Origin of the sequence: Mesorhizobium sp. B2-3-5, from assembly GCF_006442395.1 — a bacterium.
GTDB lineage: Bacteria > Pseudomonadota > Alphaproteobacteria > Rhizobiales > Rhizobiaceae > Mesorhizobium.
In genome coordinates, this window is the sequence record NZ_VFVX01000003.1 from 167,078 (window position 1) to 187,251 (window position 20,174).

Consider the following 20,174-nt stretch of genomic DNA (forward strand, 5'->3'; position numbering starts at 1 on the left):
CGCTTCGCGGCTGCTCCGCCCTGGAATGACGACGAAAAGGAGTGCTTCTGCGCCGTTCAGCTCGGCCCGCTCAGCCGTGGCGGCGTCACGGGCAAAACGTCTTCCGCCGACAGTGTCCGCGCTTCCGAGGGCAGCATGATCGGGATGCCGTCGCGCACCGGATAGGCGAGCTTGGCGACCCGCGAGACCAGTTCACCCCGCTCAGGATCCCAGGCCAGCGGCCCCTTGGTCAGCGGGCATGCCAGAAGCTCCAGCAGCTTCGGGTCGACACTGACCTTCCTTCCGTCACGTCCATCCGCCGCCATCACGGCCTCCCCTCAACCAACTGCCGACCTGAGATGTATTGAGATTCGGGTGATGCCGGCCTGCAAATGGTCACCTGAATATCGGCACATCTCATTGCAGGCTCGAGCCAAAATCCTCATTCTCGCGCGCCAGCGCCATTTCGGTGATGGCGATCAGCGTCTCGGCTCTTGTCTTCAGGTCAGCGGCCTCGAGCAGCGCCTGTTTCTCGGCCGGCCCGTAAGGCGCCATCATCGACAGCGCATTGACCAGCATGGCGTTTTCGGCGCGGCTGACGCTTTCCCAGTCGGCCTCGAGATCATTGGCTTGCAGATAGGCGCGAAACGCCTTGAGCAGCGCCGGCCGATCGATCTCGTTCGCCGCCTGGTCGTCACCGAGATCGGCCAGGAATGGCGCCGGCTTGACCTGGCGAAACGGCGTCTTGACAGTCAGCTCCTGGCCGATGCGGAACCGGCACACGCCCTGCAGCGAGATCAGGTAGCGGCCATCACCGGTCTCGGAAAAGGCGATGATGCGCCCGGCGCAGCCGACATTGCACAGCTCCGGCTCGCCATCCTCGCGCAGCGCGCCGTCGAGACTGGGCTGGATGATGCCGATGAGCCTCGAGCCGGCCACCGCCTCATCCACCATCTGCAGGTAGCGCGGCTCGAAGATGTTGAGCGGCATGCGGCCGCCGGGCAGCAAAAGCGCTCCCTCGAGCGGAAAGATCGGGATCGCTGACGGCAGATCCTTGGCGAGCCGGTAATGCGCGTTTCCCGCTTGCACCTCATTCCTCCGATCGCTTCACCTAATGCATGTCGCCCAAAAGTGACCTCGGTTTTGGGAGAACGACATGCATAAAAACAAAGACATAGTGCGCGTCCACGCCCGATCCGCCTTTGCCTGCCAGGGCCATCGGCCCGCCGAAGCCAGTTTTCTAATCTGGCGCAGTCGGCGCCGCCCGCAAGCCCGTGCGACGAAACGGCCTCGGGCTCAGGAAAACAGCAGCGACGACAATTTGCGCCGGGCGGCCAGCGTCGCCTCGTCGGTCATGCCCCAGGCTTCGAAGAAACGCAGCAATTGCGCCTTGGCGCCGTCCTCGTTCCACGTGCGGTCGGCCTTGATGATGGCAAGGAGATTGTCCGCCGCCGCCGTGCGCTCGCCCCGGGCGTTCTGGATCATGGCCAGGTCGAAGCGCGCCTGATGGTCGTTGGGATTGTCGGCCAGCCGGCGCTCGAACTCGGCCGGGTTGCCCAATTCCGCCGCCTGTGCGGCGAGCGCCATCTTGGCGCGCAGCGCGGCAAGCGCCGGCGCGTCCTTCTTGGCCTCGGGTGCGGTTGCCAGCAGCGCCTCGGCGCCTTCAACGTCACCGGCCCCGAACAGGATCTCGCCCAGTCCGGCGATCGCCTCGATGGTCTCGGGCGCCTGCGCCAGGATGGCGTCATAGATGTCGGCGGCGGCCTGCATATCGCCGGCGTCGCGCGCCTCCGTGGCCGCGGCAATCGCCTCGGCCACGGCCGGCGCGCCATTGCCCTTGCCGCCGACCTTGTCGATGAACTGGACGATCTGGCTTTCGGGGATGGCGCCCATGAAGCCGTCGACTGGCTGGCCGTCCTTGAAGGCGATGACCGCCGGAATCGACTGGATGCCGAGCTGGCCGGCGATCGAGGGGTGATCGTCGATGTTCATCTTGACCAGCTTGACCTTGCCGCCGGCCGCCTTGACCGCCTTTTCCAGCTGCGGGGTCAGCTGCTTGCAGGGCCCGCACCACGGCGCCCAGAAGTCGACCAGCACCGGCTGGCGGCGCGATTCCTGGATGACGTCGGCCGCGAAGGCCGCGGTCGTTGTGTCCTTGATAATCTCGCCGGTTACAGGGGCGGCCGCCGCCTCCCCAAACGCGGCGTTGGCGCGCGCGGGTTCGGTTCCGCCATACTGCACCGTGGTGGCATACTGGCCGCCATTGCTGCCGAATGACCCGCCAAACCGATTGTTGTCGCTCATCTCGTCACCCTTTCGGTCGCGCCGCCGAACAGCGGGCCGGCGCAATGTCTTCAATTGGAAGTCGGTTTCGCCATCCATGTGGCGATCATGCCGAGACTTTCAAGATAGCAGCATCATGCCCGGTTGCCTCGACGAATCTGATGAGATCCGCCGCCGCGATCGATGTCGTCGCCTCATTGGTCAGCGGATGCGCGTTGATGACGGCATGGTCCATCAAATCCTTGTCGAGCACCAGCTTCACCCTGTTTGCCGTATCGTTGACGACGCCGAAGACGGTGACCGCGCCCGGCGTGACGCCGAGCAGTTCCATCAGCATCTCCGGCTTGCCGAAGGAAACACGGCTGGCGGCGCCTATCAATTGATGGATCTGCTTGAGATCGACGACAGCGTCCTCGCCGACGGTGACGAGGAAGAAATTGTCCTTTTTGTCCTTCAGGAACAGGTTTTTCGTGTGGCCGCCGGTAATCTCGCCGCGCAGCGCCTGCGAATCGGCGACGGTATGGAGCGGCGGATGGCGTTTCGTCGAAACGGCGATGCCGAGTTCGGCGAGAAAGGCAAGAAGCTCGGCTTCGGTCTTCGGCATTGGGTTTCTTCTTCGGCTGGTTCCAGCCATGCCGTTTACGGCCAATGAGGCGCCCGACACAAGACCACCGCGCGCCAGGGCGCACAAATCCACCCTTTGCCGGCAAGTCTTGCCGGCATCGTCACGGCGCGTCAAAAAAGGCTGCGATTTCCCTGTTGCAATCGCCGCGCTCTTCAGCCATATAGGCCCGGCTTGCGGCCAAGGGCCGTGTGAGCGGGTGTAGCTCAGGGGTAGAGCACAACCTTGCCAAGGTTGGGGTCGAGCGTTCGAATCGCTTCACCCGCTCCAGTTTCCTCTCAGGGAATCAAGCAATTAAGAGGCGCCTCTCGGGGCGCCTTTTGCTTACATTATTTTTTAAACCTGCAATGTAAGCTCCTTGTAATCACGACAGACAAAAGCGGCGGCGGCCTTGCCCCCTTCCTTTACGCTTGCTGCGGTGACGATGCTTCTAGCACAACATCCAGTTTGAAGATGTCAACGGTCCAAGGACCGGGTACCGTGCCAAGCCTTGAATAGCCCAGCGAAGTTCATAAGGCAGATGCGTTCAGCCGAGCATTCTCGTCCGCAAGCGCCCGGACAAGCCTGAAGGCGTGCTGCAAATGGCGGGCTGCATTCGCGCGTGTCGATGCGCGGTCTGGTCGATAAGAAGTCAAGTCGCCGGCGATAGCTTTGAGGTCGTGCAGCACCGAAGTTATGTGCGGCCATGGGAAATCGGTGGGGTCACCGATATCTCGGTCGGCACCGACGATCATCTCCAACTTAGCCACAATGCCGATGAGCGATGAGGCGGGGAGTGCGGGTAGCGTGTCTTGAGGCGTGAGCGCCTCAGTCATGGCAAAAACTTCGGCTTCACAAGCTATGGCGTGCTGAGAGCAAGGTTCGGTCGCTGTGACTGATAATCGTCGCGTTAAGGACGCGCTCGCAGTCAATACCTCAATTCCGGTATCGACCATCATTCTCGCCTCCAAGCGCTGCTGCACCCGGCATAGCACGAGCGAGACATATCGAGCCTGTTGCCACTCGTGCCACAGGGCCAAAACGGGATCGAGAGAGCTTCCGCTATCGACTGGAACCTCAGGGGCGTCATTCATAATGGGATGACCGTTATGCTGGCGAAGGGGTTTCTCTTCATAGCACACATAATGACGAATAGGAACTATCGTTCCTGGAATGATCGTTCCATTCGCGAGTTAGCTCTTTGGATGGACCTCAAGGAAATTTTAGCTGTCAATTTGCGGCAAGCGAGAAACAGACGGCACCTGACGCAAGAGGAATTGGCAGAGCGCTCCGGTTTGAGCGCTCGCTACATCGGAGCGATTGAACGCGCTGATGTTTCGGCCAGCGTCACAGTTCTCGGACGCATCGCCCACGCGCTTGGGATGGAGCCAGAAGCCCTCGTCTGTAAATCGAAGAGTGATCGTGGAGATTAGCTGCTCGCGCGCGCAATTTAACAACCCTGTAGCTGGCGCGTGGGGCTTCGCACCTCAAGACAGCCGTTCGGCGGACAACAGTAAGAACCTGAACACGGACACTTGCTCGCACTGGCTTCTTAAGAAGGCGCCGACCGCTCATAAAGTTTGGTTCCAGGTGCGTGCCCTGGTGGACCCACTCGATTCCCCTAGCTTCTCGGTATAATGCTGCCAACAACTTGCCCTTCTGTGGATCGCCTGTGATGCGGTGCCCGACCTGGCTGAAGCGGCCGAGCTTCTTGATGTCGATGTGGATCATCTCGCTGGGGTTTTCGCGCAACCGGCGCGTGGTGCAGACCATGCCGGTGGCCGAATCCTACCAGGTCGAACTGGAATGGCCGCTCCTCGACGTGCTGTTCGATATGACGGCCGCGACCGTCGGCTAGATCGCTAGATCTAGGAGATTGCTGAATTTAGGAATGAAATCACGCGTGCGGTCGGAAAGCATCTGCCTACCTACGCCAGGCAGATGCGATGCGCTCACGCAGGCAGATACAAGCGTGGGGTTTACAGGTCACCCATCGGGACTCTAAACTACCGCTTCCTTCGTGAATTGTGCATGGCGCGCGCAGCCTCAAATGCAATTAGAGTTTGTTGATCTAAATCCATAAGTCGAGATAAGTGATCAGCATCGGTAAAGTGACCTGATAGGATCAAAAATCCTCTGCCATCTGTCATAAACTGAAACTTGAAATCATGCCCGATTTTGCTGTCTACTATTTCAACGTCACTTAGTTTCTCAACACTAAGGCCAACTCTCCCTTCCTCCGCAATGTAAAAGATAACACGATCCTTGAAAACCCAATCGTCTTGGGTGTGAACCGCCATTGCATAGACATCGTATACTTTTTGCTGGCCGATATTTCTGATTTTCATTTCTATTTTGCTTCTGACGCGTCAAATGGATTCAGTGAAGTCTCTCTGAGGGCTGTATCCACAACTCCTGCAGCAATACTCAGATGCGTCGAAACACTCGACCAGAACCCTTTCGATGAATCGCTAGCTCTGTTTATCGATTTTACGTCGGCAACCTGCCCGGTTCGAGTATTGTACTGATAGTGAGCCTCGGCGACTACATTTCCGTTGGGGTCGCGGGCCTTCATTTCCATTTTTTGCCAGCCGTCCTGTGCTAAAAAGTTTTTATCACTATTCATGTTGGCTAGTGGTGTGCCATTCTGCGGATTTTGCCTAGCTTCATTTTGCAACATCCGGTCCATGAGATTCTCTGGTTTTTGATATGATCCCTTTTTCTTGTCAGCAGTGGAAATACCTTTGTCGTTTGCCGCCTTTTCAACGCTTGGTAGGCTGTCTTTTGCAGCGCTTTCTGCACCCTCACCCAGTGCTTTTCCAGCATCTTTGGCGGCGCTGCGTTCCCCGCTGCCAAGTAAAGAACGACCTAGCGCCGCCAATCCCCGACCGATCTCACCGAGCCAGGAGTGACCGTTTGGATCGCTATTATTGATTGGATCGTTCTGGGCATAAGCGTAACGATTTGTGCCGACGCCTGGCGCCGTGGGGTCGAGCGTGTCAGGCGAAATGAAGCGGACGGGCTGGACATCGTGGCGCGCATTCTGATGCGGTAGCATATGCGGGCCGTATGCCGTTGTTGCATAGGCTCCGGCCGTGCCGAAAACTATCATGGATATGGCCAGCACCACCGCCAATAAGCGTTGAACGATCCTTGCGACGCCAAATCTCATCGTCAAATCCCCCTGCCCTCTTAAATCGTCCTTGGTGTCTAATTCAGCTTCGGCTCGCGCCAGCCAAGCGCCTCGGCCTTGGCAAACGCCGCCTGGTTGGCCCTATAAAGATCATTCGCATAGGCGATCTTGTCGGCCGGAATATCGCTCTGCTTAGGGTATTTCTTGATGATGTTGGCGTCGAGCAGCCGGTAGTACGCCGTACCCTTCTTGACCAACGTATAGGCGTTGGCGGGATAGGCTTCGCTCAGCACATCGGCAACGGCTATAGCATCCTCATAGCGGTCGGCGGCGATGAGGTTGTCGAGAACTGCCGTTGCGATGACCGACATGGCTTCCCGGCGCGAAAGCGTCTTGAGGTAGACGCCGTTGGCAATGGCCTGGTCGGTCATCGGCAGCTTCTGCCGATACCACTCATCGCGCGTAAAGCCCGCACCGCTAGTCGTTTCCAGATTCCATGTCTTGCCGGTCGCGTCATCGGTAAACTTCACGAACACATGCAGCGGCGCCGTCGAGAGCGTCAATTTCAATCCAAGTCGCTCGCCCAGAACAAGAAACAGCATTGGCATGGAGACGCAGTTGCCCTTGCGGGTGACGAGATAATTAGAAAGCAGTTGCGCTCCAGGTTGCTGGCCATAGGGGTCGGAAAGATCGTACTGGAAGGGTCGACCATTGTTCCACCCACCGCCTTCGTAGAGAAACGTGCGTAGGGCCTTCATCTTTTCCATGCTGGTTGACGCGGTATCTGGCGGAAGGGTGCCGAGCATCTTGTTGATCGTCGCCACCATGCCGTCGATTTCAGCAAGCACAGCCGCCTCATCAACGGAGGGACCGATGAACTTGTCGACCGCCAGCTTGGCACGACCAAAATCAGTCTCGCTCTCAAGCAGGCTGCGTACGAAAGTCGCAGGATTTGAGGTCGGCAAGTGATCGGCTACGGCCGGTCGGCCGACATTCAGGCCAAGCAGCAACGCAAAGATGAATGCATATATTAGCCGTGTAATCATACATGTCGGTCCCTGACCGCAAGTGTCAGATTGATAGCCATATTTGCCCAACCGGACATAGAGGTGGCGGCTCCCCTCATCGCAACAATCTGTGGACAATACCCGTGTACGGACGCCGCGAGCTACCGCAGGATAGGACTTTGGTGTTGCAAAAACCAGCATGAGCCTGGGCGGCTCCTGCCAAGTTACACATCGCCCCGTGATAACCGGCTTGACCTTAGGCTCTGACTCCAACCTGCTGCATAGACAATCAAATGAGAGGCAGAAGGCCTGTTAAGGTTGGTACATTTTTGGTGCAACTTTTTTGCACGATTTTAATTATCTAATGAAATTCTACGCCTGCAAATTTGCACGCACACGATGATTTTCTCCCTCTCCGCCATACGACATTGAAGTTGTTCAATATTTTCCCGCAATAAAGCCTCAAGCCCCGAATTGACCCCGCCGATTTCAGCTTTATTTTTTCGTCACCGTCGCATAATGAGAAATTTCCCGAGTTCCCTTGCTTCGTCGGAAAGGCTCTGTCGGCCTTCGACGGATGACCCAATAGTGCCCTTAGCACCTGGCCAGGCCCTACACCCTGTCTCAAGATGCTTCACGCATACCGGCAGCCGTCTCGCCGGACCACTCTACTCAATTGGGGGTGAGGTATGAAACCGAGTGCATGCGCTGTTCCAGCTACATCCCACTTGAGGACGCGCTCGCTGGCTTCGATGAGGGGCTGTGTAGCTATTGCACGCACGTCATGGGCAGGACGACTAAAGGCCATAGCTCGGGAGAGGCTTGGCGTGCCTTAGGTGACTATGGGGTGAGAATAGTGCCCATCTTCATCGTTCCCGGCCCGCCGGAGGTGATTCGAACCGCAGGAGGTGGTTCGAACATATCCGTAAATCTCCTTCCCCTATATCGCTCTCCGAAGCTGCCATTCCGTCCAACGGCCCCATATTGGACATCCATCAATCGGCAGATCGGTGGTCTGCTCCGGACAGTAGTGGCGTGTTAATCCATTCGAAGATACCAGCTGGCGGGACTTTCAACCCACCGATTGATCTCGGATTCCCGCCAGCCCGCCCCATTGATGCTGATCTTGATCTGGGCCGGGAACGTCCCTTCGGCGATCTTGCGATAGATGGTCGAGCGGGATAGGCCGGTCCGAGCAAGGACAGTTTTGAGGCGTATGATACGATCTGGCTCGGGCAAAGCTCGCCTGCTTTTCACTGGTTGTTGCTGGTATCCGCTGGGACAGACAGGTACGGACCGATGCTCCACGCAATGAGGTTTGTCGCTTCAACCGCCTGTGGCGTGGAAACGGCGGCAAATCGGAGGGTTCAAATCCCGATGCCGCGTCCCCTGCCGATGCCATGGCTGAATGCGAGTTCCGCGCCCAGGCGGCGGCCGGAATCGGCATGAATGCCAAGATCGCGCTTGCGGTTGGCAAGCAGGGATTCAAGTTGCGGATCGCGTTCGAGGCTGTTGGCCATATCGGACATTGCCGAGCGCGTTGACTTGTAGCCGGACATGTCGCCGTCCTGATATTGCTCCTGTCCCGTCCGGTCGAGTTTTTGCCAACGTTCGACGAACCGGTCGGCGCGGCGGCCGGGATCGATGTCCATCCCAGTGCGGATTTCGGTCTCAAGCTGGAGAGCGAGGACAATGCGATTGACACGGCCGGCGCCCGCTTCACGAACCAGCTCGGGATTTTTCACGTAAGCCGCTTCGGCATCGCGCCAGCCATGAGGCCGAACCTTTTCGAAAGCGCTGCGGGCATCCCTCAATTCGCGCATCTGATCGGGACTGCCCTGCCCATCCGCATTATCAGTGCGCAGCATCGCATCTAGCGCGCGCGCCTGACGCACAAGCGCCACCGTGCGAGCCCTGCGCAACGCCGCTTCCGCGTCCACCGGCGCATCCGTTTCGCGCTGCGCTCCCTTGGCAGAAGCTTCTTTTTCAGGCGCGGAGCCAACATCCGCGCTTTTCGCACCAACATCTTCCCTTTCCGGCCTGCGTCGACGGTCCTGGCCAGGCTCCGCGTTTGGGGGCGAGCGCAACCCGTCGAGCAGGCCTTCGATCCTGTCGCGTAGCTTCTCCGGAACGACCCGCCGCACGATCTCGACCACGCGCTGGCGGAAGGTGATGCCGCGCCGCTCGGCATAGATTTGAGCTGGATTGGCTTGCTCGTAGTCCGACGCCATGTCCTTGGCTCGGTCGCGTGACAGGGTACGAACAAGCCGGTCCCGCGTGGCGAAGTCATCGCCGCCGTAATGCAGGTCCATCCTGTCTCGATGCCGTGACAGCGCGACGTTGCGACCAATGGTTTCGAACAGTCCGAATTGGAAGTGCCGCTGAAGAAGTTGCGCGAAGCGGGCGCGGAGGTCGAGGTTGTGTCGCTCGAAAGCGGCAACATCAAAGGCTGGAACCACAAGGACTGGGGCCGCGAGGTTCCCGTCGACAAGACCCTCGATCAGGCGCGCGCGGATGATTACGACGCAATCGTCCTGCCCGGCGGAGTGATCAATCCCGACCTCCTGCGGGTCGAGACGAAGGCGCTGGAGTTTATCAAGGCGTTCTGGTCGGCCAAGAAGGTCGTCGGCGCCATCTGCCACGCGCCTTGGCTGCTGGCGGAAACCGGTATCGCCAGGGGACGCCGGCTTACGTCCTACAAATCCATCAAGACCGACGTCATCAATGCGGGCGGTCTTTGGGAAGACAGTGAAGTCGTCGCCGATCAGGGCCTTGTCACAAGTCGCAACCCCGGCGATCTCGACGCCTTCTGCGACAAGCTCGCCGAGGAGATCAGGGAGGGCCTGCACGAGGAGAGAGCCGCGCCGTAGGTTGATGCACCTCGCCCAAAATGTGACCTCGGCAACGACATAAGACAGCGCTCAAGCTCGTCGTGCGAATCGGTTTAGGGCCGGCGTGCTCAAGGCGGTGGCTTGAGGTGGCGGAGCTGCCGGGATGGCGCCATGCTCCGCGAGTTGCAAGACCACAGGCCGGACTTCAGTGCTTGGCGTCCGCAGTATGGCTGGTGGCATCCGCACCGGCCTGCTTTCGCCCTGCCGTCAACTTGCCTGATTCGAACTCTTCGACTGCCTTGTCCCAGCAAGCTTTCTCACGATCGGGCATCAGTCCTTCGCGTTCCCAGAGCTCGCGGGCCCGCTTCCCGATATGCGCTATGCGTTCTTCCTGGCTGATCACCATAGCTGCATTCCTTCCGGATTTTAAAAGGAGGCAACAGGACAGTGCGGAAAATGTTCCACCACGGGTCGACTGGAAATGCCCGAGCCAGGCGATTCCTGGGAAAGTTTGAAGCGGTTTCCGTCCGGAATAGCGTCGAAACAAAGAGTTAGGGTCGCGACCCCCGCAGATGATCAACCGCCCCTTATTCCGTCCGCCTTTCGCAGCGACGCCTGATGGACCAGCGATGTCCAGCTGTTGGTCGAGGCAAGGTGGCAATAGACCAGGACGAGCGCGCCTGATCTTCTCAGGTCGAGAAAGGCCTCGTCGCTCAATTTGTTGAAGGCCTCCTCGTCGATCACCTGGAAATCGGTGAGGTTGAGCACTTCACCGCCTTCCAGCGTCACCTTGCTCTGGCGCGGCGAAAACAGCCCGTGGGCGTCGATCTTCTCGACCATCTCGCGAGTGGCTCTGAAGTCTATCTGGAACTGATTGCAGAAGGCGAGCGCCTGCTTGGTTGCCTCGGCCGGCTCGGCGCCGTTGAAGAATGGCGCGATCTTGTCTTCGCGCGGTGGTGCGACGGACTGGTCGACGACACGCTCGCTTGCCCGGTCGACGCACAGCGCCAGCCGGCCTGCCGTGGTCGGGTCCTCGGCAAGGATGAAAGGATAGCGGCGCACATAGGCGGGGACATAGTGCGGTGCCGTCCACCGGCCGTCGGCGTCGACGAACAGGTTCTCGCCCTGACGCACGCCGGTGATGATCACCGGCGCCTTGCCGGTGCCGATGAAGACGATCGGATAGGAGCGCATCGCCGCCGGCATTTCCGACGCCACCACCGGAATGGCGTGCGCCGAGCGCGCGAAGGAAAAGTCACTGCGCGCCGTGAGGCCGAGAAAACCGTGCCGCCCCGGGTTGAGCGCCTCGGGCCTCGAATAAAACAGCGGCATTGAAGCATCCGCCGGCGCCGCTGCCGTTCTCGCACCGCTGTCAGCCATCGTTCGGTTCCTCTTCTGCCGCGACCCGGTCGCGCCGGCCCGCTTATACGCGATCCCGCCGGGATCTGTTTTTCTGCGCCGATCTTCGGTCGGCAAGAAATCGTGCGCAGGATTGAAGTAAAGGCTCTACCGCGTTCCTCGCCACGACAAAAGCAGGCATGGCCGGATAATGCGGATTTACGCCGGGGTTTGCACCGCGTTGTGCGGCAAGCCCGCCTTGCGGCTATGGACAGCTTGCGGCGAAGCGGCGACATTGCCGCAATTCCGGAAACCAGGGAACCGGAAGCTGAACGCTCCAGGCAAGTCGAGGCGCATGGCATGACGAAATCGGATTTCGAACAAGCGGTCGGCACGGCCTTCACCACCACGATCGGCGAGCGGCCGATTGCCCTGGAATTGACCGATGTCCGCGCCATCCCCGCCAGCCCGCGCCCCGGCGGCGGGTTCTCCCTGCTGTTTCGGGGGCCGCGCGACGTGGCGCTGCCGCAGGCGACCTATAGTCTTGCCGGCAAGGGCGGAGCCCATGACATCTTCATCGTGCCGGTCGCGGCCGATGCGGCGGGGCGGCTTTACGAAGCGGTTTTCAACTAGTCTTGTAGTCTTGCGAGGCTGGTGCCGGTCCCCTACCGGACCTGCGGTCCGACCTCGCCACAAGGGCGAGATGGGAGCAAGGCCTCCAGAATACCTCCTCTTGCGGCGACGCGCTTCCAACCATTCGCCTAATTGCGCACCGCCGCGCAACATCGACAAGAAATTTCGCGGACATATCTTCATCCTGTGGGCGGGAGGCTGGATCGGCCGGCGCGGCCGGCCCGATACGCGAAAGGCTTGCCCGGCGAATTCGCACTGGTCCAGGCGCGCGGATGTGCAAATATCGGCGCCAGGCAACATTGGAGGACAAAGGTCATGGCCGATGCTGGAATGTTGCGGTTTCACGTTCCGGAGCCTGAAGTGCGGCCGGGCGGAACGCCTGACTTTTCCAACGTGCCCATCCCCAAGGCCGGCTCGGTGCCGCGCCCGGAAATCGATGTCGATCCGCGCACCATCCGCGACATGGCCTTCTCGATCATCCGGGTGTTGAACCGCAACGGCGAAGCCGTCGGGCCATGGGCCGGGCTGCTCACCGACGAAGAACTGCTGACCGGCCTGCGCCACATGATGACGCTGAGGACCTTCGATGCCCGCATGCAGATGGCGCAGCGCCAGGGCAAGACCTCCTTTTACATGCAGCATCTCGGTGAGGAGGCGGTGAGCTGCGCCTTCCGCAAGGCGCTCGCGCCGGGCGACATGAATTTTCCGACCTACCGGCAGGCCGGCCTGCTCATCGCCGACGGCTATCCGATGGTCACGATGATGAACCAGATCTACTCCAACGAGGCCGACCCGCTGAAGGGGCGGCAGCTGCCGATCATGTATTCGTCGAAGGAACACGGCTTCTTCTCGATCTCGGGCAATCTGGCGACGCAGTATATCCAGGCGGTCGGCTGGGCGATGGCCTCGGCCATATCGAACGATTCCAGGATCGCCGCCGCCTGGATCGGCGACGGCTCGACGGCGGAATCGGATTTCCATTCGGCCCTGGTCTTCGCCTCCACCTACAAGGCGCCGGTGATCCTCAACGTCGTCAACAACCAATGGGCGATCTCGACCTTCCAGGGCATTGCGCGCGGCGGCTCCGGCACCTTCGCCGCGCGAGGCCTCGGTTTCGGTATCCCGTCGCTGCGCGTCGATGGCAACGACTATCTCGCCGTGCATGCGGTGGCCAAATGGGCGGCCGAGCGCGCGCGCAGCAATCTCGGGCCGACGCTGGTCGAATATGTCACCTACCGCGCCGGTGCCCATTCCAGCTCGGACGATCCGTCCGCCTACCGGCCAAAGACCGAATCCGACGCCTGGCCGCTCGGCGACCCCATCGTGCGGCTGAAGAACCATCTCATCCAGCTTGGTGTCTGGTCGGATGAGCGGCATGCGCAGGCCGAAGCCGAAATCCTCGACACGGTGATCGCGGCGCAGAAGGAAGCCGAAGGCCACGGCACGCTGCATGCCGGCGGCAAGCCATCGACGCGCGACATGTTCGAAGGCCTCTATGCCGAGATGCCGCCGCATCTCCGGCGCCAGCGCCAGCAGGCGGGAGTCTGAGCCATGCCGAGACGGACCATGATCGAGGCGATCCGCGACGCCATGGATGTGTCGATGGGACGCGATGAGCGCGTCGTCGTGTTCGGCGAGGATGTCGGCTTCTTCGGCGGCGTCTTCCGCTGCACGCAGGGCCTGCAGGCCAAATACGGCAAGAGCCGCTGTTTCGACGCGCCGATCAACGAATCCGGCATTGTCGGCTCGGCCATCGGCATGGCCGCGTACGGGTTGAAACCTTGCGTGGAAATTCAGTTTGCCGACTATATGTATCCGGCCTACGACCAGCTGACCCAGGAAGCATCGCGGCTTCGCTACCGCTCCAACGGCGATTTCACCTGCCCCATCGTGGTGCGCATGCCGACCGGCGGCGGCATCTTCGGCGGCCAGACGCACAGCCAGAGCCCGGAAGCGCTTTTCACCCATGTGTCGGGCCTGAAAACGGTGGTGCCGTCCAACCCGCATGACGCCAAGGGGCTTTTGATCGCGGCGATAGAGGATCCCGATCCGGTGATCTTCCTCGAACCGAAACGGCTCTACAACGGGCCCTTCGACGGCCATCACGACCGGCCAGTGACGCCATGGTCGAAGCATGAGCTCGGCGAGGTCGCCGATGGCCACTACACCGTGCCGCTCGGCAAGGCGGCGATCCGCCGGGCGGGTTCTGCCGTCACCGTGCTCGCCTACGGCACCATGGTCTATGTCGCACAGGCCGCTGCCGAGGAGACCGGCATCGATGCCGAGATCATCGATCTCAGGACCCTTCTGCCGCTCGACCTCGACACGATCGTGGCCTCGGTGAAGAAGACCGGGCGCTGCGTCGTCGTGCACGAGGCGACGCTGACCTCCGGCTTTGGCGCGGAGCTTTCGGCACTGGTTCAGGAAAATTGTTTCTACCATCTCGAGGCGCCGGTGGCGCGTGTCGCCGGCTGGGACACGCCCTATCCGCATGCGCAGGAATGGGACTATTTTCCGGGACCGGCCCGCGTCGGCCGTGCCCTCATCGAAACAATGGAAGCGTAGAGCGGGGGAGGCCTGAGATGGGCGAACACATCATCAAGCTGCCCGATGTCGGCGAGGGCGTGGCCGAGGCCGAGCTCGTCGAATGGCACGTCAAGGTTGGCGACATCGTGCGCGAGGACACGGTGCTCGCCGCCGTCATGACCGACAAGGCGACGGTCGAGATTCCGTCGCCCGTCGATGGCGAGATCCTGTGGCTGGGCGCCGAGATCGGCGACACCGTGGCCATTGGCTCGCCCATCGTGCGGCTGAAGGTGGCGGGCGAGGGGAATGTGAAAGCGGAAGGCGCGAAATCGCCGGAGGTTACGGCGACACCTACCCCCACCCCTAACCCCTCCCCACAAGGGGGAGGGGGATTCGGTCACAGCCGCTCCAACGTCATCGTTTCTTGGATTCGCGGATGACGGTGGCGCGCGCTTTGCTTCGACCTTGGGAGCCGAAACGCGTTCCCCTCCCCCTTGTGGGGAGGGGTTAGGGGTGGGGGTACTGCGACGGTGGGCGCGCCGCGCCCGGAGGGCGAAAAGCCGTTGGCGTCGCCAGCCGTCCGGCTGCGGGCAAAGGAGGCCGGCATCGATCTCAGGCAGGTTGCGGGAAGCGGCCCGGCCGGACGCATCGGCCATGAGGATATCGAGGCGTTCCTGGCACGCGGGCCGCAAATGGCCAAGGCATCGGGCCTTGCCCGCAACGATGCTGTCGAGGACATCAAGGTGGTTGGGCTTCGGCGAAAAATCGCCGAGAAGATGACGCTGTCCAAATCGCGCATCCCGCACATCACCTATGTCGAGGAGATCGACGTCACCGCGCTGGAAGAGCTGCGCGCCGCGCTCAACAAGGAAAAACGCCCTGCCAAGGCGGGCGCTGAAAGGCCGAAACTGACGCTGCTCCCCTTCCTGATGCGGGCGATGGTCAAGGCGATAGCGGATCAGCCCCAGCTCAATTCGCTGTTCGACGACGAGGCCGGTGTCATCCATCAGCATGGCGGCATTCACATCGGCATCGCCGCGCAGACGCCGTCCGGACTGGTGGTGCCGGTGGTCAAGCATGCCGAGGCGCGCGACATCTGGGAGTGCGGCGCCGAGGTCGCCAGGCTGGCCGAGGCGGCCAAGTCCGGTACGGCGACTCGCGACGAGCTGTCCGGCTCGACCATCACCATCACCTCGCTCGGCGCCATGGGCGGTGTCGCGACGACGCCCGTCATCAATCACCCCGAGGTGGCGATCATCGGCGTCAACAAGATGATGGTGCGGCCGATATGGGACGGCACGCAGTTCATCCCACGCAAGATGATGAACCTGTCGTCCAGCTTCGACCATCGCGTCATCGACGGCTGGGACGCGGCCGTCTTCATCCAGCGTATCAAGACGCTGCTGGAAACACCGGCGCTGATCTTCGTGGATTAGGTTTATGGATACGGACGCTGCCCCCTTACCTTCGTCATCCTCGGGCTTGACCCGAGGATCCATGCCGCGACCTCGGCCGAGGCGCGCAGCACAACAGAATTCTGGACCGTTGCAACGCCTTGACGTAGCGGCATGGATCTCGGGGTCTGCGCGCGTCGCTACGCTCCTTGCTCCGCCCCAGGATGACGAAAGTACGAACGCGTCCGCCAATCTCCAACATAGGCGCTGCGCTCCCAAGGCACCGCGACCGATCGAGGTGCCAAGATGAAAGAAATCTCCTGCAAGTTGCTCGTCATCGGTGCCGGTCCCGGAGGCTATGTCTGCGCCATCCGCGCCGGGCAGCTCGGCATCGATACGGTGATCGTCGAGGTGGGCAAGCCGGGTGGCACCTGCCTCAATGTCGGCTGTATTCCTTCCAAGGCGCTGATCCATGCGGCGGAAGAATTCGAGAAGGTGTCGCACATGGCCGGCGGCAAGAGCCCGCTCGGCATCTCGGTGACCACGCCAGTGCTCGACCTGACCAGGACTATCGCCTGGAAGGACGCCATCGTCAGCCGGCTGAACAGCGGAGTCGCCGGCCTGCTCAAGAAGGCCGGCGTGAAGACCGTGCATGGCTGGGCGACATTCCGTGACGGCAAGACCGTCGAGGTGGAGACCGAGACGGGCATGCAGGTGGTCCGAGCCGAGGCGGTCGTCATCGCCACCGGCTCGGCGCCGGTCGAATTGCCTTTCCTGCCGTTCGCCGGACCTGTCATTTCGTCCACCGAAGCGCTGGCGCTGAGCGAGGTGCCCAAGAGGCTCGTGGTCGTCGGTGGCGGCTATATCGGCCTGGAGCTCGGCATCGCCTTCGCCAAGATGGGCGCCAAGGTGACCGTGGTCGAGGCCCTGCCGCGCGTGCTGGCGCAGTACGACGCCGAGCTGACCCGGCCGGTGGTCAAGCGGCTTTCCGCGCTTGGCGTCGAGGTGATGACCGGCGCCAAGGCCAAGGGCCTGTCAACGAAGGGCGACGCCCTGCTGGTCGAGACATCGGACGGCAAGAACGCCAAGCTCGCGGCGGACAATATCCTGGTGACGGTCGGCCGCAAGCCGGTGACCGAAGGCTGGGGGCTCGAGCAGATCGACCTCGACAAAGCGGGCAAGTTCATCCGCATCGACGACCAGTGCCGCACCTCGATGCGCGGCATCTTCGCCGTCGGCGATGTCACCGGCGAGCCGATGCTGGCGCACCGGGCGATGGCGCAAGGTGAAATGGTGGCCGAGATCGTCGCCGGGCACAAGCGCGGCTGGGACAAGCGCTCAATCCCGGCCGTCTGCTTCACCGATCCGGAGCTGGTGACGGCCGGACTGTCGCCCGAAGAGGCCATGGCCCAAGGCGAGATCAAGATCGGCATGTTCCCGTTTGCAGCCAACGGACGGGCGATGACCAAGCTTGGCGAAGATGGCTTCGTTCGCGTCGTCGCCCGCGCCGACAACCATCTGGTGCTCGGCATCCAGGCGGTCGGGCAGGGCGTGTCGGAACTGTCGACGGCCTTTGGGCTGGCGCTGGAGATGGGCGCGCGGCTCGAGGATATCGCCGGAACGATCCATTCCCACCCGACGCAAGGCGAAGGGTTCCAGGAGGCGGCGCTGAAGGCGCTGGGACACGCGCTGCATGTTTAGGTGCAGCAATGTCCTGCAGGTCCGTCCTCGGAGCGCGTGATCTCCCCCCTCGAGGGGGAGATGGCCGGCAGGCCAGAGGGGTCGGTTCGACGGGATGCGACCTCTAGCGACCGATAGAGGCCGGCGCTCCACGCGCGGGAACCCCCCTCTGTCGCCTTCGGCGACATCTCCCCCTCAAGGAGGGAGATTACGCGCCTCAGCTCGCCAGCCGGCTCACCATTTCGTGCTGGGCGTAGGCGCGGCCGAAGCGGTTGGCGAGGAAGGCGTCCAGCGCGATCTCTTCCTGCTTGACGAAGCCGGTCGCCGGCAGGCTGCCGTCGGCCAGCATGTCGAGCACCGCGCAGATGCCGGACGCCGTGGTGATCTGGATGGCGCTGCGCACGGTCTGGCCGACGCGCCGGGAATAGATCTTGTTGGCGTAGGTTTCCTGCAGCAGGCGGCCGTTCTTGCGGCCGGAGACGGTGACGAAGACAATGACCACGTCCTGCAGCGTTGCCGGCAGGGCGCTCTCGAAAATGTCTTTCAGCACGTCGCGGCGATGGCGCAGCCCAAGGTCGTTGAGCAGCGCCTTCATGATCGCGGCGTGCCCGGGATAGCGGATGGTCCGGTAGTTCAGCGTGCGCACCTTGCCCTTCAGCGTCTCGGCCAGCGTGCCGAGCCCGCCGGAGGTGTTGAACGCCTCGTAGGTGACGCCATCGAGCGAGAATTCCTCGCGCTCCTCCAGCGGCGGCACTTCGACCAGCTCGCCCTCGACGATCGCCTCGCAGGGCTCGCAATATTCGTTGATGACGCCGTCGGTGCTCCAGGTCAGATTGTAGTTCAGCGCGTTGGACGGGTATTGCGGCAAGGCGCCGACGCGCATGCGCACGCTTTCCAGCGTGTCGAAACGGCTGGCGAGATCGTTGGCGACGATCGAGATGAAGCCCGGCGCCAGCCCGCATTGTGGAATGAAGGCGCTCTTGGCGGAACGGGCAAGCTCCTTGACCCGCCTGGTCGAGACGACGTCCTCGGTGAGATCGAGATAGTGCACGCCGGCGCTGGCCGCCGCCTCGGCGATGCGCGTGGTAAGGTGGAAGGGCGCGGCGCTCAACACCGCGAACTTGCCGGCGAGCGCCGCCTCAAGCGCGCCGGGTGCTGCGATATCGAGTTCGAGCGTCTCGATGCCCTCAGGCACTTCGGCCGCGGCGAGCTGCGCCGCCGAGCGGTCGACGAGGGTGACGTGGTAATCGCCCGTCGCGGCCAGCATCTCGGCGATGGTGGAGCCAATCTTGCCGGCGCCGACGATAACAATGTTATTCATGGTCAAATACCCCTGCCAATCCGTGTTTGTCGGGATGATCGCAGCTTGCCTGTCGAAAGAAAGCGTGGAATCTGGCAAAGTGAAACCTGTTTTCAGGTGATATGCCGAAGGATTTCGTCGAAATGCTCAGTGAAGCCGAACAGGCCCTGCTCTCCCTGCTGCGCGCCAACGCACGCGCCTCGACAGCCGAACTGGCGCGGCGGCTCGGCGTGTCGCGCACGACGGTACAGAGCCGGATCGAGCGGCTGGAACAGCGCGGCATCATCGCCGGATATGGTGTCCGGCTGTCGCCGGATTATGAACAGGGGCTGGTCCGGGCGCATGTGCTGCTCACCGTCACGCCAAAGCTCGCCGACAAGGTGGTGCGAGCACTGCAGGCGCTGCCACCGGTCAGGACGCTGCACTCGGTGAGCGGCAATTTCGATATGATCGTCATCGTCGACGCGCCATCGATCCGCGACCTCGACGCGCTGCTCGACCAGATCGGCGCCATGGACGGGGTCGAGCGGACCTCGTCGTCGATCATCCTGTCGACGCGGATCGACCGCTGAACGGCGCGGCCGAGGCTATGCGGTCCCGGGCCGGTCGTGAACGGTTCTACCCTCTTACCGATTTGTAAGAACCCGGCAAAACACCGGTATGATTGACGCGGCAGTGTCGCACTTGAACCGCTGCGGCTGAATTGTTCCAAGCAAGGCCTGTCGTGTTCCGAAAGGTAGCTTTGACCGTACCGCGCAGTGCTCCCGTCTGGCCGAGCCGACGGATCTGGATCACGACCAGCGCCGTCCTGCTGGCCATCGCCCTCCTGCTGATCGTCATGTCCGGAAAAGGCTCGGTGCCGGACTACGGCTTCCATCCGCTCTGGTTCTGGTAGTCGGCGGATGCCGATTCGCGAAAACCTGGGCCAAGACCGGTGCTGCCACGTGGCCCGCGTCAAGCGCCGGGCGCGGCCCTGGTTCGCCTTGCATCCCTGAAAACACCCGGCTCGAGCGCCTGATCACCGCGTTACCCCTAGCCCGGATGGATCCGGGCTAGGGGAAGCCGCCGCGCGCCGGCAGCAGTCAAGATCGCCGCCGGCTGGGGCTCCGGCCCGGAGCGGTTCATGGTCTCACGGAAAGACGCTACGCATCTTTCCCGGAATTGCTCCGGATGAGGGCACCTATTTAGCCGGCTGGATGCTCGATGCCGCCAGCTTGCCGGCCTTGGTCGAATAGGTCACCACCACCTTCTCGCCCACCTTCAGCGTCTCGGCCTCGATGCCTTCCGGCAGGACGAAGGTCTTGCCATCGGAAAGCGTGATCGAGTCGCCCTTCTTGTCGACACTGGCGATTGTGCCGGTGGCCGCCTTGGCGAAAGCGGCGGTTGAGGACAAGGCGGCGAGTATCATTGCGGCTGCGATAGCTGATTTTTTCATGTTGTTTTTCCCGTTGGCTTGGTTGCGGAGCCGC

Annotated in this window: 22 protein-coding genes, 1 tRNA gene and 2 pseudogenes; 11 read left to right on the plus strand and 14 right to left on the minus strand. The window is 61.8% G+C overall.

All coding sequences use genetic code 11. From position 1 onward, the window contains the following. Positions 1-56: 56 nt before the first annotated feature. The 4 genes from FJ958_RS05490 to FJ958_RS05510 form a co-directional block, all read right to left on the minus strand. On the minus strand, positions 57-305 hold the full coding sequence (locus FJ958_RS05490) for a Trm112 family protein (RefSeq protein ID WP_140610253.1): 249 nt from the start codon (positions 303-305) through the stop codon (positions 57-59). A gap of 91 nt (positions 306-396) precedes the next feature. Beyond that, positions 397-1,068 carry an LON peptidase substrate-binding domain-containing protein gene (locus tag FJ958_RS05495; protein WP_140740407.1) on the minus strand — a complete coding sequence of 224 codons (672 nt, stop codon included), beginning with the start codon at positions 1,066-1,068 and terminating at the stop codon, positions 397-399. Between the two features lie 207 nt (positions 1,069-1,275). Next, on the minus strand, positions 1,276-2,283 hold the full coding sequence (gene trxA / locus FJ958_RS05505) for a thioredoxin (RefSeq protein ID WP_140740803.1): 1,008 nt from the start codon (positions 2,281-2,283) through the stop codon (positions 1,276-1,278). Positions 2,284-2,368: 85 nt separating this feature from the next. Further along, on the minus strand, positions 2,369-2,866 hold the full coding sequence (locus FJ958_RS05510) for a prolyl-tRNA synthetase associated domain-containing protein (RefSeq protein ID WP_140740410.1): 498 nt from the start codon (positions 2,864-2,866) through the stop codon (positions 2,369-2,371). Positions 2,867-3,079: 213 nt separating this feature from the next. On the opposite strand from FJ958_RS05510, the gene FJ958_RS05515 reads away from it, so the two are divergent. Continuing rightward, a tRNA-Gly gene (locus tag FJ958_RS05515) sits at positions 3,080-3,154 on the plus strand. A gap of 239 nt (positions 3,155-3,393) precedes the next feature. Here FJ958_RS05515 and FJ958_RS05520 read toward each other — a convergent pair. Then, on the minus strand, positions 3,394-3,822 hold the full coding sequence (locus FJ958_RS05520; RefSeq protein ID WP_140740413.1) for a hypothetical protein: 429 nt from the start codon (positions 3,820-3,822) through the stop codon (positions 3,394-3,396). A 246-nt stretch (positions 3,823-4,068) separates the two neighbouring features. Here FJ958_RS05520 and FJ958_RS05525 point away from each other — a divergent pair, with 246 nt between their 5' ends. Further along, the gene (locus tag FJ958_RS05525) at positions 4,069-4,296 is read left to right on the plus strand and encodes a helix-turn-helix transcriptional regulator (protein WP_140740418.1); all 228 of its coding nucleotides are present in this window, start codon (positions 4,069-4,071) and stop codon (positions 4,294-4,296) included. Between the two features lie 281 nt (positions 4,297-4,577). After that, a complete protein-coding gene (locus FJ958_RS31510; protein ID WP_181176305.1) occupies positions 4,578-4,721 on the plus strand; it encodes a hypothetical protein in 144 nt (47 codons plus the stop codon). Between the two features lie 148 nt (positions 4,722-4,869). Here the strand turns inward: FJ958_RS31510 and FJ958_RS05535 are convergent, their stop codons facing one another. From FJ958_RS05535 to FJ958_RS05555, 5 genes and pseudogenes are all read right to left on the minus strand, one after another. Then, a complete protein-coding gene (locus FJ958_RS05535) occupies positions 4,870-5,211 on the minus strand; it encodes a hypothetical protein (protein WP_140740424.1) in 342 nt (113 codons plus the stop codon). A 2-nt stretch (positions 5,212-5,213) separates the two neighbouring features. Then, positions 5,214-6,035: an RHS repeat-associated core domain-containing protein gene (locus FJ958_RS05540; RefSeq protein ID WP_181176290.1), complete on the minus strand. Its 822-nt coding sequence runs from the start codon at positions 6,033-6,035 to the stop codon at positions 5,214-5,216. Between the two features lie 38 nt (positions 6,036-6,073). Continuing rightward, positions 6,074-7,204, minus strand: coding sequence for a transglutaminase family protein (locus tag FJ958_RS05545; RefSeq protein ID WP_246679501.1), 1,131 nt, complete (start codon positions 7,202-7,204; stop codon positions 6,074-6,076). Between the two features lie 837 nt (positions 7,205-8,041). After that, entirely contained in the window at positions 8,042-8,242 is a 201-nt protein-coding gene (locus tag FJ958_RS05550) for an AlpA family transcriptional regulator (protein ID WP_140740808.1), read from the minus strand. Positions 8,243-8,370: 128 nt separating this feature from the next. Then, positions 8,371-9,342: pseudogene (locus FJ958_RS05555) on the minus strand (Ti-type conjugative transfer relaxase TraA); the annotation flags it as partial. A gap of 30 nt (positions 9,343-9,372) precedes the next feature. Between FJ958_RS05555 and FJ958_RS05560 the strand changes: the two are divergent. Beyond that, positions 9,373-9,873: a type 1 glutamine amidotransferase domain-containing protein gene (locus tag FJ958_RS05560; RefSeq protein ID WP_140740427.1), complete on the plus strand. Its 501-nt coding sequence runs from the start codon at positions 9,373-9,375 to the stop codon at positions 9,871-9,873. 166 nt (positions 9,874-10,039) lie between these two features. Here the strand turns inward: FJ958_RS05560 and FJ958_RS05565 are convergent, their stop codons facing one another. Continuing rightward, positions 10,040-10,240: a DUF2934 domain-containing protein gene (locus tag FJ958_RS05565; protein WP_140740430.1), complete on the minus strand. Its 201-nt coding sequence runs from the start codon at positions 10,238-10,240 to the stop codon at positions 10,040-10,042. A gap of 170 nt (positions 10,241-10,410) precedes the next feature. Continuing rightward, positions 10,411-11,214 (minus strand): SapC family protein, encoded by an 804-nt coding sequence (locus tag FJ958_RS05570; protein WP_140740433.1) that lies wholly within the window; start codon positions 11,212-11,214, stop codon positions 10,411-10,413. Positions 11,215-11,532: 318 nt separating this feature from the next. Between FJ958_RS05570 and FJ958_RS05575 the strand changes: the two genes are divergently transcribed. From FJ958_RS05575 to lpdA, 5 genes and pseudogenes are all read left to right on the plus strand, one after another. Beyond that, on the plus strand, positions 11,533-11,805 hold the full coding sequence (locus FJ958_RS05575) for a hypothetical protein (protein WP_140740436.1): 273 nt from the start codon (positions 11,533-11,535) through the stop codon (positions 11,803-11,805). A gap of 315 nt (positions 11,806-12,120) precedes the next feature. Continuing rightward, positions 12,121-13,353: a 3-methyl-2-oxobutanoate dehydrogenase (2-methylpropanoyl-transferring) subunit alpha gene (locus FJ958_RS05580; RefSeq protein ID WP_140740439.1), complete on the plus strand. Its 1,233-nt coding sequence runs from the start codon at positions 12,121-12,123 to the stop codon at positions 13,351-13,353. Between the two features lie 3 nt (positions 13,354-13,356). Continuing rightward, positions 13,357-14,370, plus strand: a complete 1,014-nt coding sequence (locus FJ958_RS05585; RefSeq protein WP_140740442.1) for an alpha-ketoacid dehydrogenase subunit beta — start codon at positions 13,357-13,359, stop codon at positions 14,368-14,370. A gap of 17 nt (positions 14,371-14,387) precedes the next feature. Next, positions 14,388-15,767 (plus strand): annotated as a pseudogene (locus FJ958_RS05590) (dihydrolipoamide acetyltransferase family protein). Between the two features lie 264 nt (positions 15,768-16,031). Next, positions 16,032-17,426, plus strand: a complete 1,395-nt coding sequence (lpdA, locus tag FJ958_RS05595) for a dihydrolipoyl dehydrogenase (protein ID WP_140740445.1) — start codon at positions 16,032-16,034, stop codon at positions 17,424-17,426. Positions 17,427-17,622: 196 nt separating this feature from the next. On the opposite strand, the gene FJ958_RS05600 is transcribed toward lpdA, so the two are convergent. Next, positions 17,623-18,804 (minus strand): saccharopine dehydrogenase family protein, encoded by a 1,182-nt coding sequence (locus FJ958_RS05600; protein ID WP_140740448.1) that lies wholly within the window; start codon positions 18,802-18,804, stop codon positions 17,623-17,625. 44 nt (positions 18,805-18,848) lie between these two features. Here FJ958_RS05600 and FJ958_RS05605 point away from each other — a divergent pair, with 44 nt between their 5' ends. Continuing rightward, entirely contained in the window at positions 18,849-19,277 is a 429-nt protein-coding gene (locus FJ958_RS05605) for an Lrp/AsnC family transcriptional regulator (RefSeq protein ID WP_140740809.1), read from the plus strand. Between the two features lie 152 nt (positions 19,278-19,429). Continuing rightward, positions 19,430-19,600 carry a hypothetical protein gene (locus FJ958_RS31515; protein ID WP_181176292.1) on the plus strand — a complete coding sequence of 57 codons (171 nt, stop codon included), beginning with the start codon at positions 19,430-19,432 and terminating at the stop codon, positions 19,598-19,600. A gap of 285 nt (positions 19,601-19,885) precedes the next feature. Here FJ958_RS31515 and FJ958_RS05610 read toward each other — a convergent pair whose 3' ends face one another. Continuing rightward, positions 19,886-20,140: a DUF1344 domain-containing protein gene (locus FJ958_RS05610; RefSeq protein WP_140740451.1), complete on the minus strand. Its 255-nt coding sequence runs from the start codon at positions 20,138-20,140 to the stop codon at positions 19,886-19,888. Positions 20,141-20,174 lie beyond the last annotated feature (34 nt).

What these genes read in the sequence shown, in the direction of transcription:
- trxA (WP_140740803.1), bottom strand. Translation starts at nt 2,283, where the DNA reads ATGAGCGACAACAATCGGTTTGGCGGGTCATTCGGCAGCAATGGCGGC.
- lpdA (WP_140740445.1), top strand. Translation starts at nt 16,032, where the DNA reads ATGAAAGAAATCTCCTGCAAGTTGCTCGTCATCGGTGCCGGTCCCGGA.
- FJ958_RS05570 (WP_140740433.1), bottom strand. Translation starts at nt 11,214, where the DNA reads ATGGCTGACAGCGGTGCGAGAACGGCAGCGGCGCCGGCGGATGCTTCA.
- FJ958_RS05580 (WP_140740439.1), top strand. Translation starts at nt 12,121, where the DNA reads ATGGCCGATGCTGGAATGTTGCGGTTTCACGTTCCGGAGCCTGAAGTG.
- FJ958_RS05510 (WP_140740410.1), bottom strand. Translation starts at nt 2,866, where the DNA reads ATGCCGAAGACCGAAGCCGAGCTTCTTGCCTTTCTCGCCGAACTCGGC.
- FJ958_RS05565 (WP_140740430.1), bottom strand. Translation starts at nt 10,240, where the DNA reads ATGGTGATCAGCCAGGAAGAACGCATAGCGCATATCGGGAAGCGGGCC.
- FJ958_RS05575 (WP_140740436.1), top strand. Translation starts at nt 11,533, where the DNA reads ATGACGAAATCGGATTTCGAACAAGCGGTCGGCACGGCCTTCACCACC.
- FJ958_RS05610 (WP_140740451.1), bottom strand. Translation starts at nt 20,140, where the DNA reads ATGAAAAAATCAGCTATCGCAGCCGCAATGATACTCGCCGCCTTGTCC.
- FJ958_RS05585 (WP_140740442.1), top strand. Translation starts at nt 13,357, where the DNA reads ATGCCGAGACGGACCATGATCGAGGCGATCCGCGACGCCATGGATGTG.
- FJ958_RS05605 (WP_140740809.1), top strand. Translation starts at nt 18,849, where the DNA reads ATGCTCAGTGAAGCCGAACAGGCCCTGCTCTCCCTGCTGCGCGCCAAC.
- FJ958_RS05545 (WP_246679501.1), bottom strand. Translation starts at nt 7,204, where the DNA reads ATGCTGGTTTTTGCAACACCAAAGTCCTATCCTGCGGTAGCTCGCGGC.
- FJ958_RS05525 (WP_140740418.1), top strand. Translation starts at nt 4,069, where the DNA reads ATGGACCTCAAGGAAATTTTAGCTGTCAATTTGCGGCAAGCGAGAAAC.
- FJ958_RS05540 (WP_181176290.1), bottom strand. Translation starts at nt 6,035, where the DNA reads ATGAGATTTGGCGTCGCAAGGATCGTTCAACGCTTATTGGCGGTGGTG.
- FJ958_RS31510 (WP_181176305.1), top strand. Translation starts at nt 4,578, where the DNA reads ATGTCGATGTGGATCATCTCGCTGGGGTTTTCGCGCAACCGGCGCGTG.
- FJ958_RS05535 (WP_140740424.1), bottom strand. Translation starts at nt 5,211, where the DNA reads ATGAAAATCAGAAATATCGGCCAGCAAAAAGTATACGATGTCTATGCA.
- FJ958_RS05490 (WP_140610253.1), bottom strand. Translation starts at nt 305, where the DNA reads ATGGCGGCGGATGGACGTGACGGAAGGAAGGTCAGTGTCGACCCGAAG.
- FJ958_RS05520 (WP_140740413.1), bottom strand. Translation starts at nt 3,822, where the DNA reads ATGATGGTCGATACCGGAATTGAGGTATTGACTGCGAGCGCGTCCTTA.